Here is a 14,448-nt window from a genome sequence, read left to right as displayed (position 1 = left end):
CGGTGCCACCTTCAATAATCGGCTTGCCAATCCACCAAAATCTGACGCTGCGCCAGGTCGACTTTGTCAATATAGACACCCACAAAGGGGATCATGCGCTCCACGTTTTGGCCCTCTTGCATTTGTTTGAGCACCAACACCGTCTGGGCACCGGTGGCCAATAAATCGCACACCTCGCCCAACGCCATGCCTTCCCGGTTAATCACTTGCAAGCCCATCAAATCAACCCAATAAAACTCATCGAGATCGGGCGTGGGAAAACTGGATCGGGGAATGAAAACGCGGGCCGACTTCAGCGTTTCAGCCTGATTGCGGTCGGTCACATCATGAAAAGATGCCACCACAGCCCCGGAATGCTCGCGCGCTTGTTGCACGCGAACCAAAGAGGTGGTTGCGAAAAATTTGGGGCCGCTCTCAGGTGGCAGCAAAAACCAGCGCTTGGCCGAAAACAAGGCCTGGGGGTCTGGGCTGAAGGCATGCACCTTGACCCAGCCTTTGATGCCCCAAGCATCGACCACTTTGCCCACCTCCACCGCATCGGGCGGCAGGTTGGCAGGTTCCAGCCATGGCGTCATCAGCGAGCCTTGGCCGGTTCAGCGGCGAAAGCCGCGCATCAAGCGGCTTTTTGGCCGGCTTGCTTGACCAAGCGGTCCACGGTGGGAGAAGTTTGAGCACCCACACCCACCCAGTAACTCAGGCGGTCATGGGCAATGCGCAGGGCTTCTTCGCCGCCCTTGGCGATCGGGTTGTAAAACCCAATGCGCTCAATGAAGCTGCCATCGCGACGCACGCGCTTGTCGGCCACAACGATGTTGAAAAATGGGCGGGCTTTTGCGCCGCCGCGGGAGAGTCGAATGACGACCATGGTTTATCCTTCGGGTGGTTGAGTTTTTCAACGTTTGAGACACGCGACTAGGCCACCCGGCCAGCGACACGCTGAAAACCAAACATTATATCCCCAACCCCATGACCACCCTGATTCGACCCAGCCAAGCCAGCGATGTGCGACGCCTGACCGGCATTTATGCGCACCATGTTGTGCACGGCAGTGGCAGTTTTGAGTTGATCGCACCGGATGAAAATGAGATGGCCCGTCGCCGAACGGCGGTGTTGGACAACGACCTGCCCTATTTGGTCGCAGAGGTCGATGGTGCGGTGATGGGGTATGCCTATGCCAACCTGTTCCGCCCGCGCCCAGCTTACCGTTACTTGGTGGAAAACTCTGTTTACATCGACCACGCAGCGCAAAGGCTTAGCCTGGGCCGCGCCCTGATGGCAGAGCTCATCCAGCGCTGTGAAGCACAAGGGGCACGCCAAATGATCGCGGTGATCGGTGATTCGGCCAATCTGGGTTCCATTCGTTTGCACCAAAGCCTGGGCTTTGAGCAAGTGGGTCTGATACGCTCCAGCGGTTGGAAACACCAACGTTGGCTTGACACGGTCATGATGCAACGCCCATTGGGCCTGGGTGACCTGACAACCCCCACCACTGAGACACCATGAAAAACAAAACCGCGGCCGCATGGCTGGCTTTTATGGGTGGCCCCCTGGGTTTGCACCGCTTTTATTTGTTTGGCTGGGCCGACAACTTGGGGTGGTTGTTGCCCGTGCCCACCGCTTTGGGCATGTATGGGATATCCCGAATCCAAGAATTTGGCGTGGATGACATGGCCAGTTGGTGGTTGGTGTTGCCCTTGGGTATCAACATCGCAGGCTGTGCGCTCACCGCCATTGTGTATGCCTTGATGAACAAAGAAGCCTGGAACCAACGCTTCAACCCATTAGAAGATCCATCGGCCAAAGCCGGCCAAACCAATTGGCTCACCATTGCTGCGTTGGTGTTGAGTTTGTTGGTGGGGACCACCGCCCTGCTATCGAGCTTAGCCTACGGTTTTCAGCGCTACTTTGAGTACCAGATCGAAGAGGCACGAAAAATATCTGAGTGAAACAGATAACTTTTTCGCTCCAACGGACTCACTCGCCTTCATCCCACATGGCACACCAGTGTTGCAGGTTTTATGTCTCCAAGGGCGTGATATCTTGATCTTCCACTGCAGCCCAATCGCTGGCCAGAATGCGTTCCGGCGCCAAATCTGACAGGGGTCGCAACACAAATGCCCGCTCTCGCCACCGCGGGTGGGGCAGCACCAAGGCCGGGCTGTTGATGACCGCCTGGCCATAAAAAATCAAGTCCAAATCCAGGGTTCTGGGTGCATGGTGATAGGGCCGAATGCGGCCTGCAGCTTGCTCAATGCGCTGCATCTGCACCCACAGTTCCGGGGCGCTGAGTTGGGTTTCGAGCTGAACCATGGCGTTGATAAAGTCTGGGCCCTGTGCTTGCCAGGGAGCCGTGCGATAAAGCCGTGATCGCTGCAGGCCCACCGTGGCTGGCAGGCTCATCAATGCAGCCATGGCTTGTTCAATCTGTGTCAGTGGGTCACCCGCATTGGCCCCCAAACCAATGAATGCCCGAACCCAGTCGCGCCCCATGGCCACGTTGGCAATCAGTCAGTCGCAGGTGGGGCCACATCGGCATCGCCACGGCGGCGACGGCGACGGCGGCGTTTTTTGGGCGCATCTGGGTCTTCGCTGGCGTTGGGCTCTAGCGGCACATCCGAAGCGTCGGTTGGGACCGCCCTGGGAGCGCGTGCCACGCGATGAGGCCGTGTGGTGGCGGTGCGCAATTGGGCGAGCAAATCTTCACGGCCGAGATCGTCGGCCAGGCTGAAGGTTTGCCACCAATCGGCCAAGTCCTCATCCACCTCGCCCACATCGGCGCGCAAACGCATGAAATCAAAACCAGCACGGAAGCGCGCTTGCTCAATCAAGGTGAACGGGGCGCTACCGCTGCGCTTTTCAAAACGGGGTTGCATCATCCAAATTTCGCGCATATCCGCGGCCAGTTTGCCGCGCCCTGACACATCGCCAATGCGCGACTCAAAGACTTCATCGATGGCTTGTTGCAATGCAGGAAAAGGCGGGGCCTGCTCGCGCAGCCGATCCCAGGCCTGGCGCACATCCGACCACAGCACACATGCCAGCAAAAAACTTGGTGCCACAGGTTTGCTTTCGCCCACCCGCCGGTCGGTGTCGGCCAGCGCTGCTTTCACAAAGGCGTCATCCGCGCGCTCCACCACGACATCGAGCAGGGGATAAATCCCTTTTTGCAATCCCACCGCCTTGAGTTGCGCAATGCTGGCCAGGGCATGGCCGGTTTGCAGCAACTTGAGCATCTCGTCGAACAGGCGGCTTTGTGGCACCTCGGCCAGCAGACCCACCAAACGCTTGAGCGGTGCGGCGGTGTGGGTTTCGATTTTGAAGCCCAAAGCGCTGAGCTTGGCCGAAAAGCGTACCGCTCGGATGATGCGCACAGGGTCTTCGCGATACCGGGCTGCAGGGTCGCCGATCATGCGCAGAAGCTTTTTCTGGGCGTCCTTCATGCCCCCGTGGTAATCAATCACATCCCCTGTCAGCGGGTCGTAGTACATGGCATTGATGGTGAAGTCGCGCCGCGCTGCATCTTCGTCTTGCGGTCCCCACACGTTGTCGCGCAGCACGCGACCGCTGACATCAACAGCGTGTTTCATGCCCGCCAATTCAGTCTTGCTGCTGCGCTCGTTGCCCTTGACTTGCTGGGCGTCAGCGCTGTCCAGGTAAGCACGAAAGGTGGACACCTCTATCACCTCGTGTTCACGCCCACGCCCAAACACCACATGCACGATGCGAAAACGGCGCCCAATGATGAAGGCACGCCGGAACAGTGATTTGACCTCCTCTGGCGTCGCATTGGTGGCGACATCAAAATCCTTGGGAGACAGGCCCATGAGCAAATCGCGCACTGCGCCGCCCACGATATAAGCCGCATAGCCCCGCTCTTGCAAAGTTTTGACCACCTGAACCGCGCGCTCGTCGACCAGCTGTGGGTCAATGCCGTGGACACTGGCCGCAATGACATGACGCTTGCCCAAAGTGGGCTTGTCGGTGGCGTCACTGCGTCCGAGCAGCTTATCGATGAATTTTTTGATCATGGGGATGGGAACAATTCCAAAATGGGCCAGCCTCGCTGCTGCGCCACGGCACGCAAACGCGCATCGGGGTTGGTCGCCACCGGGTGGTTGACCTTTTCAAGCAGGGGTAAATCGTTGATGGAGTCGCTGTAAAAGGTGCTGCGAATCCCCGCCCAAGTCAAACCTTGCTGTTCCAACCATTGTTGCAGACGAACGACTTTGCCCGGCCCAAACGATGGCGTGCCCGCAATTTGTCCTGTGAGCTCGCCATTTGGATCGCGCTCAAGTTGTACCGCGATCAAGGTGTCAATGCCAAATGCCTGGGCTATGGGGGCGGTGACAAATTCATTGGTGGCGGTGACGATCAGTAACCGGTCACCTTGCGCGCGGTGTCGCTGCACCAATGCCGTGGCTTCGGGCCGCATGGCCGGAATGATCACATCGCGCATGAACGCTTGGTGTGCAATCGAACTGGCTTGCAGGCCACGTTCACGCGCAGCCTGGGTGGCAAATTGCACATAGGCGTGGATGTCGAGTTCGCCTTGCTGGTATTGACGGTAGAAAGCGTCATTGCGTTGCGCAAAGTTTTCGGCATCGGTCCAACCCATTCGGGTGGTGTACTGGCCCCACGCGTGGTCAGAATCCAATGGCAAAAGGGTGTGGTCCAAATCAAACAGGCAAATAGATTCCAAACCCATCTTTCATCAAAGTTGCTCCATCATGTCACGCACCAAGGGCACGGTGATGGCTCGCTTGGATTGCAAGGCAAAGCGATCGATTTGATCGAGCCAATGCATCAAGCTGGCCAAATCGCGGCTGAAGCGGTGGAGCAAATAGTCCATCACCTCATCGCTCAAAAACAAACCCCGGGCATCCGCATGCTGACGCAGCACTGAACGGCGTTCAATCTCGCTCAGCAATTGAAGCTGGAACACATGGCCCCAGGCCAAGCGGGTGCGCAAGTCTTCGCGCACCGGTAAATCGCTGGGTGGCATGGCGCCACTGGCCAGCACCCAACGCTGCTGCCCATCGGTGGCCGAGGTGGCGTTGACAAACCAATTGAAGGCCGCATGTTGCTGAACGGCGTTGTACAGGTGCACGTCATCGAGCAAAACCACTTGCCAATCTTCGCGAAAGGCACCGGGTTCGGCCAACTGGGGGTCCATCCAACCGACCGAACCCAAGCCGCCTTGCTCGCCCAATGCAGAGCGAACGGCTTGCAGCAAATGGCTTTTGCCACAACCCACCTCGCCCCACAGATAAGTGGGCACGGGGGATCGCACTTGGTTCGACACCCACAGGGACAAATGCTCCAAAACCAACTGGTTTTGACCGGCCAAAAAATTGTCCAGGCTCGGCCCTGGGGCCAATCCAATGTCAAGCGCGATTTGCTTCATGCCCTGATGTCAACCGGTGAACAACTGGCTGGCCAAATAACGCTGGCGTGCACGGCGCAAACAAACCAATAAGATGGCACTGGCGGGCAAAGCCACCAACACCCCCACAAAGCCAAACACCTGCCCAAAAGCCAGCAAAGCAAAAATCACCGCCAAAGGGTGCAAGCCAATGCGCTCACCCACCAAGCGGGGCGTCAGCACAAAGCCCTCCAACAATTGACCCAGGCCAAACACCACAGCCACCATCACGGCGGCCTTCCAGGCCGCGAACTGCAGCAAGCCCGCCAGCAGGGCCAGCACCAATCCAACACCAAAACCCAAATAAGGAATGACCACCGCCAAGCCACTGAAAACGCCAATGGGCAAAGCCAAATCCAAACCAAACAAGGCCAGACCTGCGCTGTAAAAAACCGCCAAGATGACCATCACCGTCAGTTGGCCCCGCAGGTATTGGCCCAGCACCTCGTCCACTTCGGCCACAAATCCGTCAAAACCAGGCCGCATGCGTTGCGGCACCAAACCCACCACATGGGCCACAAAGCGGTCCCAATCGGCCAATAGGTAAAACAATGCCACGGGTATCAGGATCACATTGCCCACCACCGCCAAAGCAACACTGCCGCCAATGCGCAAGGATGTCAGCCAGCCATCGAGTGAGTCTTCCACCGACGTATTGAAATATTTGATGATGAAGGCCTTCAAAGATGCCGGGTCCAAGGCCATTTCGATGCCGAGCTCTTTGAGCCAAGGCGCCAACACCGCTTGGGCCTTGAGCAGCAAGCCGGGCAATTGCTCTCGCATCAAGGGCAACTCTTTGGCCAAGATGGGCACCACCAGCAACAAGATGGCCAACGCCACGATCAAGAACAACAACTCAACCACACCCACCGCCAGCAGCACAGGCAAGGCCCCGGCACTGAGGCGCAACAAGCCTTTGACCAAGGGTGACAGCACATAAGCCAGCACCGCCGCGACCACAAAGGGCATCAGCACCGGTGACAAGACCCACAACACCAAGCCCGCCACAGCGGTGATGGCGCTCCATGCAACAAATTGTTGTTGGTTCGGGGTCATGGGTCGGTCTGGTTCAGGGCAGGCTTAAAATCATCCGATTCTATCGGCGCACCTTCCCTCGCCTTTATTCCAATCCCCCACATGAACAAACCCCTTTCCTACAAAGATGCCGGCGTGGACATCGATGCCGGTGACGCTTTGGTTGAACGCATCAAGCCCATGGCCGCCAAAACGCTGCGTGAAGGTGTTTTATCGGGTTTGGGCGGCTTTGGCGCCTTGTTTGAGGTCCCCAAACGTTACCAAGAGCCGGTCTTGGTCAGCGGCACCGATGGTGTGGGCACCAAACTCAAATTGGCCTTTGAGTGGGGCATGCATGACAGCGTGGGCATCGACTTGGTGGCCATGAGTGTCAATGATGTGTTGGTTCAAGGGGCCGAACCGCTGTTCTTTTTGGATTATTTTGCCTGCGGCAAACTGGACGTCGATACCGCGGCCACCGTGGTTCAAGGCATCGCCACCGGTTGCGAACAGGCCGGCTGCGCCTTGATGGGCGGCGAAACCGCAGAAATGCCGGGCATGTACCCACCCGGCGAATACGACTTGGCCGGTTTTGCCGTGGGTGTGGTGGAAAAATCCAAAATTCTCACCGGTGCCATGGTGGCGCAAGGCGATGTGGTGCTGGGCCTGGCTTCATCCGGTGTGCATTCGAATGGGTTTTCATTGGTGCGCAAAGTGATCGAACGCAGCGCCAGCGCTTTGCCCCAGCAACTCGATGGCCTGCCCTTTCGCCAAGCCCTGATGGCACCGACCCGGATTTATGTCAAGTCCGTGCTCGCGGCTTTGGCCCAACACCCCATCCACGCTTTGGCCCACATCACGGGTGGTGGTTTGCTGGAAAACATCCCACGGGTTTTACCAGAGGGGCTTTGCGCCCACATCCAACTGGGCAGTTGGCCCCGCTCAGAACTGTTCGCTTGGTTACAAACCCAAGCTGGCATTGACGACTCAGAAATGAACCGCACCTTCAACAATGGCATCGGCATGGTGGTGGTGGTGCCGGCCCACGCCGCTGCGGCTTGTGCAGGGACGCTTCGAGACTTGGGTGAGCAGGTGCACGTGGTGGGGGAGATCCAATCGCGCGGCAATGGGCCTGCGGTGGTGTTGCGCTGAAACGGCCCAACACGGATTTTTGACGCGCTCCAGCCCTCAGCTGGCCGGATCCACGATGGCGATGCGCTGCTCCAAAGCATTCAACAACGGGGCCTCTTGTCGGGAACGGTAAATTTCCTGCAAGTTGTGCAGCATGCGCAGCACCATGCGTCGCGGCGGACAGGCCTGCAAATGCTGTGACAACAACACATCTGTTTTGCGCGTCCCCAAACCAGGATCGGTGTCGCCCAACCACTGACCCATGCGCTCCAGCAAATCCTCGCGCCCCAAGGACTGTCCGGTGAACGGGTCCAGCACGATCACACCCACATGCGGCTCGGGCAAGTTCACCTTGACCAAAAAATGCCCCGGAAAGCCAACGCCTTGGGCGTTCAAACCCAGGCCTTGCGCCATCTCCAACCACAGCACCGCCAAACTGATGGGAATACCCCGGCGCGACTCGATCACACAGTGGATGAAGCTGTTCTCAGGCGCATAGTAATCGTTGACATTGCCCGCAAAACCCAGCTCTTCAAAGAAAAAACGATTCACCAAGCGCAGCTTGGCGATTGGATCGGTGTCCTTGGACACCCTGCGGCGCAAGCGCGCCAACCATTCGTCCACTTGGGCCAGCACAGACTGCACATCGGTCTGCGGTAACTGCACTTGGGCCAGGCTGGCAGCGGCCTCCAACAAAGGAAACTGCGCATCCGAGGCCACCAAGGAACGGAAGTAGTCCATCGGTGTCGTGGTGTCCATCGGGTTCCATGCAGCCATGCTCACCTCACCGCCGCCACAACGTTTGCAAGGGAACCCGCAAGACCCACAAAGCCACGCCATAGGTGATGGCAGCGGTCAACAAGGTGACGGCCAACGCCGCCACGCGGGCCCAAGGCGTCACGCGCCAAGCGGCCCAATCGATCACCTGGGCAAACCACATCAACGGCAGCGCCAACACGGCACACGCCAGCACCACTTGGACCGAGTAGCGTACCCACCCTGGACGGGGTTGATAACGCCCTTGGCGAATCAGGCCCACACACAAAGCACTGGCGTTCACCAAAGCACCCAAGCCAATGGCCAGGGCCAAACCGGCATGCCCCAACCAAGGCACCAACACCAGGTTGAGCAATTGGGTCAGGGCCAAGACCCCCAAGGCAATGTGCATGGGGGTGCGGGTGTCTTGGCTGGCATAAAAGCCTGGCGCCAACACCTTGATGGCCACCAAGCCGATCAAACCAACCCCATACCCCACCAAAGCCAAGCTGGTTTGCATCAAATCGCGATCGGTGAAGGCTCCATAGTGAAACAACACACTCACCAAGGGTTTGGCAAAAATCAACAAGGCCAGCGCACACGGCAGGGCCAACACCAGCACCCAGCGCAAGCCGTCATCGATCAATTCGCTGTAGCGTTGCAGGTCACCACTGGCTTTGGCCTGGGTCAAAGCGGGCAATAAAACCACCCCCAAGGCCACCCCCAACAAGGCGGTGGGAAACTCCATCAATCGATCGGCATAACCCAGCCAGGTCACGCTGCCAGGGGTCAAATGCGAGGCAATTTGGGTGTTGATGATGAGCGATATTTGGGCCACGCTCACCCCCAGCAGGGCTGGTGCCATCAGGCCCAAAATACGCCCCACCCCCGGGTCTCGCCAAACCGCCATCCATCCCCAGCCAGGCCAGACCAAGCGCGGCCGCAAGCCCAAACGGTGTACCGCCCACAGCTGAACACCCAGCTGCATCAAGCCTCCCAACATGACGCCAGCGGCCAATGCATAAATGGCCGGCCATCCCTGCGATTCGAACCATGGCCCCCCCCACCAAGCGCAAGCCACCATGCTGACATTGAGCAACACCGGGGTGGCCGCAGGCACCGCAAAGCGCTTCCAGGTGTTCAGAACCCCCGCTGCCAAGGCCACCAAAGACATGAAGCCGATGTAGGGAAACATCCAGCGCGTCATGAACACCGCCGCCTCTTGGGCCGCCGCATCGCGGCCCAAACCAGACGCCATGGCCCACACCAACACAGGCGCGGCTGCAACACCGACCACACAAGTTAGTGCCAACACCCAAAAAAGCGCCGTGGCGACATGGCCCAGCAACTCAACAGCCCGCTCATCGCCTTCCTGGTTGCGGGTACTGGCCAGAACAGGCACAAAGGCCTGGGCAAAAGCCCCTTCGGCAAACAGGCGACGAAACAAATTGGGTATCCGAAACGCCACATTGAAGGCGTCGGTCATGGCACTGGCGCCAAAAGTGGCCGCGATCAAGAGCTCGCGCGCCAAGCCAGTGACACGCGAGACCAAGGTCCACAAAGAGACGGTGGAGGCAGATTTGAACAAAGACACGCCACAAGTGTAGCCCTCGCCCCTGGGCAGGGACGGCCTCTTTCGGGCGACATTCGGGGGACAGTGCCCATGTCTGGCGCTTTGATACAATCGCGGGCTTTGCTGACAACATCCACAGACACATAGGAACACCATCATGGCATCTGGAAAGCCCAAGAAAAAGAACCCGCGCCTGGCGTCGGGCCGTAAACGCGCGCGTCAAGACGTCCATCTGAACGCCGCCAACACCTCACTGCGCTCTAAGTACCGCACTGCCGTCAAAAACGTTGAAAAAGCGGTTTTGGCTGGCGACAAGACCAAGGCCACCGAGCTGTTTGCCAAAATGCAAACCGTCGTGGACTCTGTGTCTGACAAAGGCATTTTTCACAAAAACAAGGCTGCTCGCGACAAGAGCCGCCTCAGCGCCAAGGTCAAGACCTTGGCCACCGCGGCCTGAACACCAGGCCCATCAGCCCGGTCTGATTCGTCAGGCCGCCGTTTGTAACGGGTGCGCTGTCAGCAAAGCAAAAAGCCGTCGCAAGACGGCTTTTTTGTTGTCACAGCGCCAAAGCCCCTTTGACCACCTGCAACTGGTTGTCCCGGGCAAAGTTCAGCACAAAGTCCCAGGCCATGACCTCAGCTTCGCGCAAATCCACATGAACAATGACACATTTTTGACCCAATTCGTTGGTGGTTGGCACGCACCAAGGCGAATAACTCAGGTGGTCACCAGGGGCCACGCCACCGGGGCGAAATGACGACATGACCCCCGCCAACCGCTCGGCCCAATCGCTGGGCCTGAAGGTTTGACCACCGACGGTCACGCCCAAAATCCAAACTTCATGCGCAGAGGGTGATGACATCGTGGGGGTGGTGTGAAGGGGCGCACAAAAACTTTTGCCCTGCATCGATTCTATCGATGCGCCTTGTTGGAGCCTGACAATGCTGCACAGCCAAGCCCACGCACAGACGCTTGCCACCTGCGCCATGAAGTCGTCATTCGCTGGCCCTAGAATCTGCTCCCCGCGGTTCAAGCCTTTGAAACGCTTTGCCCCACTGTCCAAGGACACGACATGACCACGCCCGTTGCGCCCAGCTCTCCGCACACCATGAACACCTACGGGCGCTTGCCCATGGCCGTTTCTCATGGTCGCGGTGTCCGCGTCTGGGATACCGCTGGCAAATGCTATTTGGACGCTTTGGCTGGTATCGCCGTCAACACCCTGGGCCATGGACATGCCAAATTGGTGCCTGCCTTGCAGGACCAAGTGGCCAAGATGATGCACTCGTGCAACTATTACCACATCCCTGATCAAGAGAACCTGGCCCGCAAGCTGGTCGAGTTGTCGGGCATGCAGAACGTTTTTTTCTGCAATTCGGGCTTGGAGGCCAACGAAGCGGCCATCAAATTGGCGCGCAAATTTGGCCATGACAAAGGGATAGACCTGCCCCAGATCGTGGTCTATGACAAAGCTTTTCATGGCCGCTCGATTGCCACCCTCAGCGCCACCGGCAACGAAAAAATCCAGCAGGGTTTTGGTCCCATGGTCGATGGCTTCATTCGGGTGCCCTTGAACGACATCGACGCCTTGCAAAAAGCCACCGCAGCTCGCCAAGACGTGGTCGCGGTATTTTTGGAAACCATCCAAGGCGAAGGCGGTGTCAACCCGGCTCGGGTCGAATACCTGCAAGCCGTGAGAAAACTGTGTGATGAGCGCGGCTGGTTGCTGATGATCGACGAGGTTCAGTGCGGCATGGGCCGCACCGGCAAATGGTTTGCTCACCAATGGGCGGGCATCTTGCCCGATGTGATGCCCCTGGCCAAAGGCTTGGCTTCGGGCGTGCCCATTGGTGCAGTGGTGGCCGGTCCCAAGGCAGCGCACATTTTTCAACCCGGCAACCACGGCACCACCTTTGGTGGCAACCCCTTGGCCATGCGCGCAGGGGTGGAAACCATTCGCATCATCGAAGAAGACCAGCTGTTGGCGCATGTGGCCAAAGTCGGTGCGCACCTGCGCGCCGCCTTGTCGCGTGAGCTGGGCTCCCTCGCTGGTGTGAAAGACATACGCGGCCAGGGCTTGATGATCGGCATCGAACTCACCGCACCCTGCGGCGGCTTGATGCAACGCGCCTTGGACGCGGGTTTGCTCATCAGTGTGACCGCCGACAAAGTGATCCGTTTGGTGCCGCCTCTCATCATCACCGAAGCTGAAGCCGACGAGGTGGTGGCTTTGTTGGCGCCCTTGGTGCGCCAATGGCTGGCCGAAACCGCCCCAGCAGCCTGAGGCAGCCATGCGCCACTTTCTGCAATTCAACGATCTGAGCGCACCAGAGTGCGCGTATCTTTTTGAACGCGCAGCTTTGATCAAAAAGAAGTTCAAGGCCTACGAAAAACACCATTCCTTGGTGGACCGCACCTTGGCCATGATTTTCGAAAAGGCCTCGACCCGCACCCGGGTCAGCTTTGAAGCGGGCATGTACCAGCTGGGTGGTTCGGTGGTGCACTTGACCACTGGAGACAGCCAACTGGGTCGTGCCGAACCCATCGAAGACAGCGCCAAAGTGATCAGCCGCATGGTGGACTTGGTGATGATTCGCACCTACGAGCAAAGCAAGTTGGAGCGCTTCGCCGCCAATTCACGCGTGCCGGTGATCAATGGCCTGACCAATGAATTTCACCCCTGCCAAATTTTGGCCGACATCTTCACCTACATCGAGCACCGTGGCAGCATTCGCGGCAAGATCGTGGCTTGGGTGGGGGACGGCAACAACATGGCCAACACCTGGCTGCAAGCCGCGGATTTGCTCGGCTTCAAAGTTCATGTCAGCACCCCCAGTGGCTATGAGATTGACCAATCTGTGGCGGGCCTGCGCCGACCTGAAAGCTACCAGGTGTTTCAAAACCCGCTGGACGCCTGCCACCAAGCTGATTTGGTCACCACCGATGTGTGGACCAGCATGGGTTTTGAGGCTGAAAACGAAGTGCGGAAAAAAGCCTTTGCGCGCTGGTGTGTGGACGCCGAGATGATGTCTGCGGCCAGGCCCGACGCCTTGTTCATGCACTGCTTGCCGGCCCACCGCGGCGAAGAAGTGAGTGCCGATGTGATCGATGGCATCCAATCGGTGGTTTGGGACGAAGCGGAAAACCGTTTGCACGTGCAAAAAGCTTTGATGGAATGGCTGTTGTTGGGCCAACAAGCCGCTTAACCGCCAAGCACTTCAAGGTCCCCCTCCTGCCCGCCTGGGTCAGAGGGTGTCACGCAGAGGGCATGGGCCCACCACCATATAACCACGCAGGGTCCATCAAATGCGGGCCCCAGGTCTGCAAAGCCCAGTTCCGACCCCAGCGCACCAGGCCCGTGCTGTGAAAGATGCGGCCATTGCGGCGCGACTGCTGCTGCACCCGGGCCACCCGCTGCCAACGGCTGTGGGCCATGGCTTGCCAAACCGCTGCCACGCCGGCGTTGGCATGCCTGAGCCACGCCGTTTGGAGTGCGGCCGCATCCTCGATCGACATGCCGGCACCCTGGGCCAAATAAGGCCGCATGGGGTGGGCGGCATCGCCCACCAATGCCACCCGTCCAACGGCCATCTCACGGGCTGAAACCATCGGCGCGCGCTCGGCCAGTACCCAATAGCGCCATTCAGCAACCGCTCCCACCACATCGCGCAGCAGGTCACAACTGCCAGCCACGGCCCGCTGCGCCCAGACAGCCTCTCCCGTGAAACTCCAGCCATCGCGCAAGGCCATGTCAGCTCGGTTGATCACCAACACCAGGTTGAGCCATTGCCCACCCCGCACCGGGTAATGAACCACATGAAAATCTTGACCCATCCAAACCCGAACACCATTGCTGCGCAAAGCATGTGGCACATCGGCCATGGGGAGCAAAGCACGCAAGGCGACATGGCCAGTTGGCGTGACTGCGCCATCGCCCAAGACATGGCGGCGCATCAGGCTGCCAATGCCATCGGCCACCACCAAACCATCGGCGCTCCAACGCTGGCCTGTCTCACTGCGCACCGACACATCATCAGCTGTTTGGCTCACCGTTTGCAAAGCCTGACCCCAATGACAATGCACGCCCAACTCTTGCTGCGCTGCGCGCCACAAAAGGGCCTGTAAATCTGCGCGATGAATGCAAACATGCGCCGCGCCATAGCGCGACAGCGCATGGGAAAACGCAACCTGCCCCACCACTCGCCCGTCACGGGCATCCAGTGCCGACAAATGTTCAGGAAAAACCGCCACGGCATTCAACCCATCTTGCAAGCCCCAGGCATGCAAAATACGCGTGACGTTGGGGCCCAATTGAACCCCAGCGCCCTCGGTGGATAACTCGGGCGCACGCTCCACCACATCCACACGGGCACCCGCGCGTGACAAAGCCAAGGCTGTGGCCAAACCGGCAATTCCGGCACCAGCAATCAACAAAGTGTGTGACATGCCACCCGATTGTCAGCCATCAAGTGCGCACACGCACAACCCCCCAGTGCAGTCCATCTCCAGCCACAAGTGCAGGCCTTATGATGACTTGACCTGTCCACATTC

17 protein-coding genes are annotated in these 14,448 nt (G+C 58.7%); 6 read left to right on the top strand and 11 right to left on the bottom strand.

The features are described 5' to 3' along the window. Positions 1-11: 11 nt before the first annotated feature. On the bottom strand, positions 12-575 hold the full coding sequence (gene rimM, locus AC8GFZ_RS09640; RefSeq protein ID WP_506644666.1) for a ribosome maturation factor RimM: 564 nt from the start codon (positions 573-575) through the stop codon (positions 12-14). 38 nt (positions 576-613) lie between these two features. Then, a complete protein-coding gene (gene rpsP, locus AC8GFZ_RS09635; RefSeq protein ID WP_506644665.1) occupies positions 614-865 on the bottom strand; it encodes a 30S ribosomal protein S16 in 252 nt (83 codons plus the stop codon). Positions 866-966: 101 nt separating this feature from the next. On the opposite strand from rpsP, the gene AC8GFZ_RS09630 reads away from it, so the two are divergent. Continuing rightward, on the top strand, positions 967-1,503 hold the full coding sequence (locus AC8GFZ_RS09630; protein WP_506644664.1) for a GNAT family N-acetyltransferase: 537 nt from the start codon (positions 967-969) through the stop codon (positions 1,501-1,503). Continuing rightward, entirely contained in the window at positions 1,500-1,946 is a 447-nt protein-coding gene (locus AC8GFZ_RS09625; protein WP_506644663.1) for a TM2 domain-containing protein, read from the top strand. Before AC8GFZ_RS09630 ends, AC8GFZ_RS09625 begins: the two co-directional genes overlap by 4 nt. Positions 1,947-2,016: 70 nt before the next feature. On the opposite strand, the gene folK is transcribed toward AC8GFZ_RS09625, so the two are convergent. From folK to AC8GFZ_RS09600, 5 genes are read right to left on the bottom strand one after another with little or no spacing between them, the layout of a single operon-like run. Then, positions 2,017-2,490, bottom strand: a complete 474-nt coding sequence (gene folK / locus AC8GFZ_RS09620) for a 2-amino-4-hydroxy-6-hydroxymethyldihydropteridine diphosphokinase (RefSeq protein WP_506645107.1) — start codon at positions 2,488-2,490, stop codon at positions 2,017-2,019. 14 nt (positions 2,491-2,504) lie between these two features. Beyond that, positions 2,505-4,028: a polynucleotide adenylyltransferase PcnB gene (gene pcnB / locus AC8GFZ_RS09615; RefSeq protein ID WP_506644662.1), complete on the bottom strand. Its 1,524-nt coding sequence runs from the start codon at positions 4,026-4,028 to the stop codon at positions 2,505-2,507. Continuing rightward, positions 4,025-4,705 (bottom strand): histidinol-phosphatase, encoded by a 681-nt coding sequence (locus AC8GFZ_RS09610; protein ID WP_506644661.1) that lies wholly within the window; start codon positions 4,703-4,705, stop codon positions 4,025-4,027. Before AC8GFZ_RS09610 ends, pcnB begins: the two co-directional genes overlap by 4 nt. A gap of 6 nt (positions 4,706-4,711) precedes the next feature. Beyond that, complete coding sequence (gene hda / locus AC8GFZ_RS09605) at positions 4,712-5,404, bottom strand: DnaA regulatory inactivator Hda (RefSeq protein WP_506644660.1); 693 nt, start codon at positions 5,402-5,404, stop codon at positions 4,712-4,714. A 9-nt stretch (positions 5,405-5,413) separates the two neighbouring features. After that, positions 5,414-6,478: an AI-2E family transporter gene (locus AC8GFZ_RS09600; protein WP_506644659.1), complete on the bottom strand. Its 1,065-nt coding sequence runs from the start codon at positions 6,476-6,478 to the stop codon at positions 5,414-5,416. 81 nt (positions 6,479-6,559) lie between these two features. On the opposite strand from AC8GFZ_RS09600, the gene purM reads away from it, so the two are divergent. Further along, positions 6,560-7,588 carry a phosphoribosylformylglycinamidine cyclo-ligase gene (purM, locus tag AC8GFZ_RS09595; protein ID WP_506644658.1) on the top strand — a complete coding sequence of 343 codons (1,029 nt, stop codon included), beginning with the start codon at positions 6,560-6,562 and terminating at the stop codon, positions 7,586-7,588. A 36-nt stretch (positions 7,589-7,624) separates the two neighbouring features. Here the strand turns inward: purM and AC8GFZ_RS09590 are convergent, their stop codons facing one another. Beyond that, on the bottom strand, positions 7,625-8,344 hold the full coding sequence (locus AC8GFZ_RS09590; protein ID WP_506644657.1) for a SirB1 family protein: 720 nt from the start codon (positions 8,342-8,344) through the stop codon (positions 7,625-7,627). Between the two features lie 7 nt (positions 8,345-8,351). Beyond that, positions 8,352-9,917, bottom strand: coding sequence for a murein biosynthesis integral membrane protein MurJ (gene murJ, locus AC8GFZ_RS09585; protein WP_506644656.1), 1,566 nt, complete (start codon positions 9,915-9,917; stop codon positions 8,352-8,354). Between the two features lie 136 nt (positions 9,918-10,053). Between murJ and rpsT the strand changes: the two genes are divergently transcribed. Continuing rightward, positions 10,054-10,353 carry a 30S ribosomal protein S20 gene (rpsT, locus tag AC8GFZ_RS09580; protein WP_506644655.1) on the top strand — a complete coding sequence of 100 codons (300 nt, stop codon included), beginning with the start codon at positions 10,054-10,056 and terminating at the stop codon, positions 10,351-10,353. 100 nt (positions 10,354-10,453) lie between these two features. Here the strand turns inward: rpsT and AC8GFZ_RS09575 are convergent, their stop codons facing one another. Beyond that, positions 10,454-10,759, bottom strand: coding sequence for a DUF3579 domain-containing protein (locus tag AC8GFZ_RS09575; RefSeq protein WP_506644654.1), 306 nt, complete (start codon positions 10,757-10,759; stop codon positions 10,454-10,456). 210 nt (positions 10,760-10,969) lie between these two features. On the opposite strand from AC8GFZ_RS09575, the gene AC8GFZ_RS09570 reads away from it, so the two are divergent. Beyond that, complete coding sequence (locus AC8GFZ_RS09570) at positions 10,970-12,181, top strand: aspartate aminotransferase family protein (RefSeq protein ID WP_506644653.1); 1,212 nt, start codon at positions 10,970-10,972, stop codon at positions 12,179-12,181. Positions 12,182-12,188: 7 nt separating this feature from the next. Continuing rightward, positions 12,189-13,103, top strand: a complete 915-nt coding sequence (gene argF / locus AC8GFZ_RS09565; RefSeq protein ID WP_506644652.1) for an ornithine carbamoyltransferase — start codon at positions 12,189-12,191, stop codon at positions 13,101-13,103. A 49-nt stretch (positions 13,104-13,152) separates the two neighbouring features. Here the strand turns inward: argF and AC8GFZ_RS09560 are convergent, their stop codons facing one another. Further along, on the bottom strand, positions 13,153-14,343 hold the full coding sequence (locus AC8GFZ_RS09560) for an FAD-dependent monooxygenase (RefSeq protein ID WP_506644651.1): 1,191 nt from the start codon (positions 14,341-14,343) through the stop codon (positions 13,153-13,155). Between the last annotated feature and the right edge of the window lie 105 nt (positions 14,344-14,448).

The organism is Limnohabitans rimovensis (SeqCode) (genome assembly GCF_965234775.1).
Taxonomy (GTDB): domain Bacteria; phylum Pseudomonadota; class Gammaproteobacteria; order Burkholderiales; family Burkholderiaceae_C; genus Limnohabitans; species Limnohabitans rimovensis.
Note: the sequence above shows the minus strand (reverse complement) of the source record. Positions and strands in the feature narration are given on the sequence as shown.

What these genes read in the sequence shown, in the direction of transcription:
- AC8GFZ_RS09570 (WP_506644653.1), top strand. Translation starts at nt 10,970, where the DNA reads ATGACCACGCCCGTTGCGCCCAGCTCTCCGCACACCATGAACACCTAC.
- AC8GFZ_RS09630 (WP_506644664.1), top strand. Translation starts at nt 967, where the DNA reads ATGACCACCCTGATTCGACCCAGCCAAGCCAGCGATGTGCGACGCCTG.
- AC8GFZ_RS09610 (WP_506644661.1), bottom strand. Translation starts at nt 4,705, where the DNA reads ATGGGTTTGGAATCTATTTGCCTGTTTGATTTGGACCACACCCTTTTG.
- folK (WP_506645107.1), bottom strand. Translation starts at nt 2,490, where the DNA reads ATGGGGCGCGACTGGGTTCGGGCATTCATTGGTTTGGGGGCCAATGCG.
- hda (WP_506644660.1), bottom strand. Translation starts at nt 5,404, where the DNA reads ATGAAGCAAATCGCGCTTGACATTGGATTGGCCCCAGGGCCGAGCCTG.
- AC8GFZ_RS09560 (WP_506644651.1), bottom strand. Translation starts at nt 14,343, where the DNA reads ATGTCACACACTTTGTTGATTGCTGGTGCCGGAATTGCCGGTTTGGCC.
- rimM (WP_506644666.1), bottom strand. Translation starts at nt 575, where the DNA reads ATGACGCCATGGCTGGAACCTGCCAACCTGCCGCCCGATGCGGTGGAG.
- purM (WP_506644658.1), top strand. Translation starts at nt 6,560, where the DNA reads ATGAACAAACCCCTTTCCTACAAAGATGCCGGCGTGGACATCGATGCC.
- AC8GFZ_RS09625 (WP_506644663.1), top strand. Translation starts at nt 1,500, where the DNA reads ATGAAAAACAAAACCGCGGCCGCATGGCTGGCTTTTATGGGTGGCCCC.
- AC8GFZ_RS09590 (WP_506644657.1), bottom strand. Translation starts at nt 8,344, where the DNA reads ATGGCTGCATGGAACCCGATGGACACCACGACACCGATGGACTACTTC.
- AC8GFZ_RS09600 (WP_506644659.1), bottom strand. Translation starts at nt 6,478, where the DNA reads ATGACCCCGAACCAACAACAATTTGTTGCATGGAGCGCCATCACCGCT.
- argF (WP_506644652.1), top strand. Translation starts at nt 12,189, where the DNA reads ATGCGCCACTTTCTGCAATTCAACGATCTGAGCGCACCAGAGTGCGCG.
- rpsT (WP_506644655.1), top strand. Translation starts at nt 10,054, where the DNA reads ATGGCATCTGGAAAGCCCAAGAAAAAGAACCCGCGCCTGGCGTCGGGC.
- AC8GFZ_RS09575 (WP_506644654.1), bottom strand. Translation starts at nt 10,759, where the DNA reads ATGTCATCACCCTCTGCGCATGAAGTTTGGATTTTGGGCGTGACCGTC.
- rpsP (WP_506644665.1), bottom strand. Translation starts at nt 865, where the DNA reads ATGGTCGTCATTCGACTCTCCCGCGGCGGCGCAAAAGCCCGCCCATTT.
- pcnB (WP_506644662.1), bottom strand. Translation starts at nt 4,028, where the DNA reads ATGATCAAAAAATTCATCGATAAGCTGCTCGGACGCAGTGACGCCACC.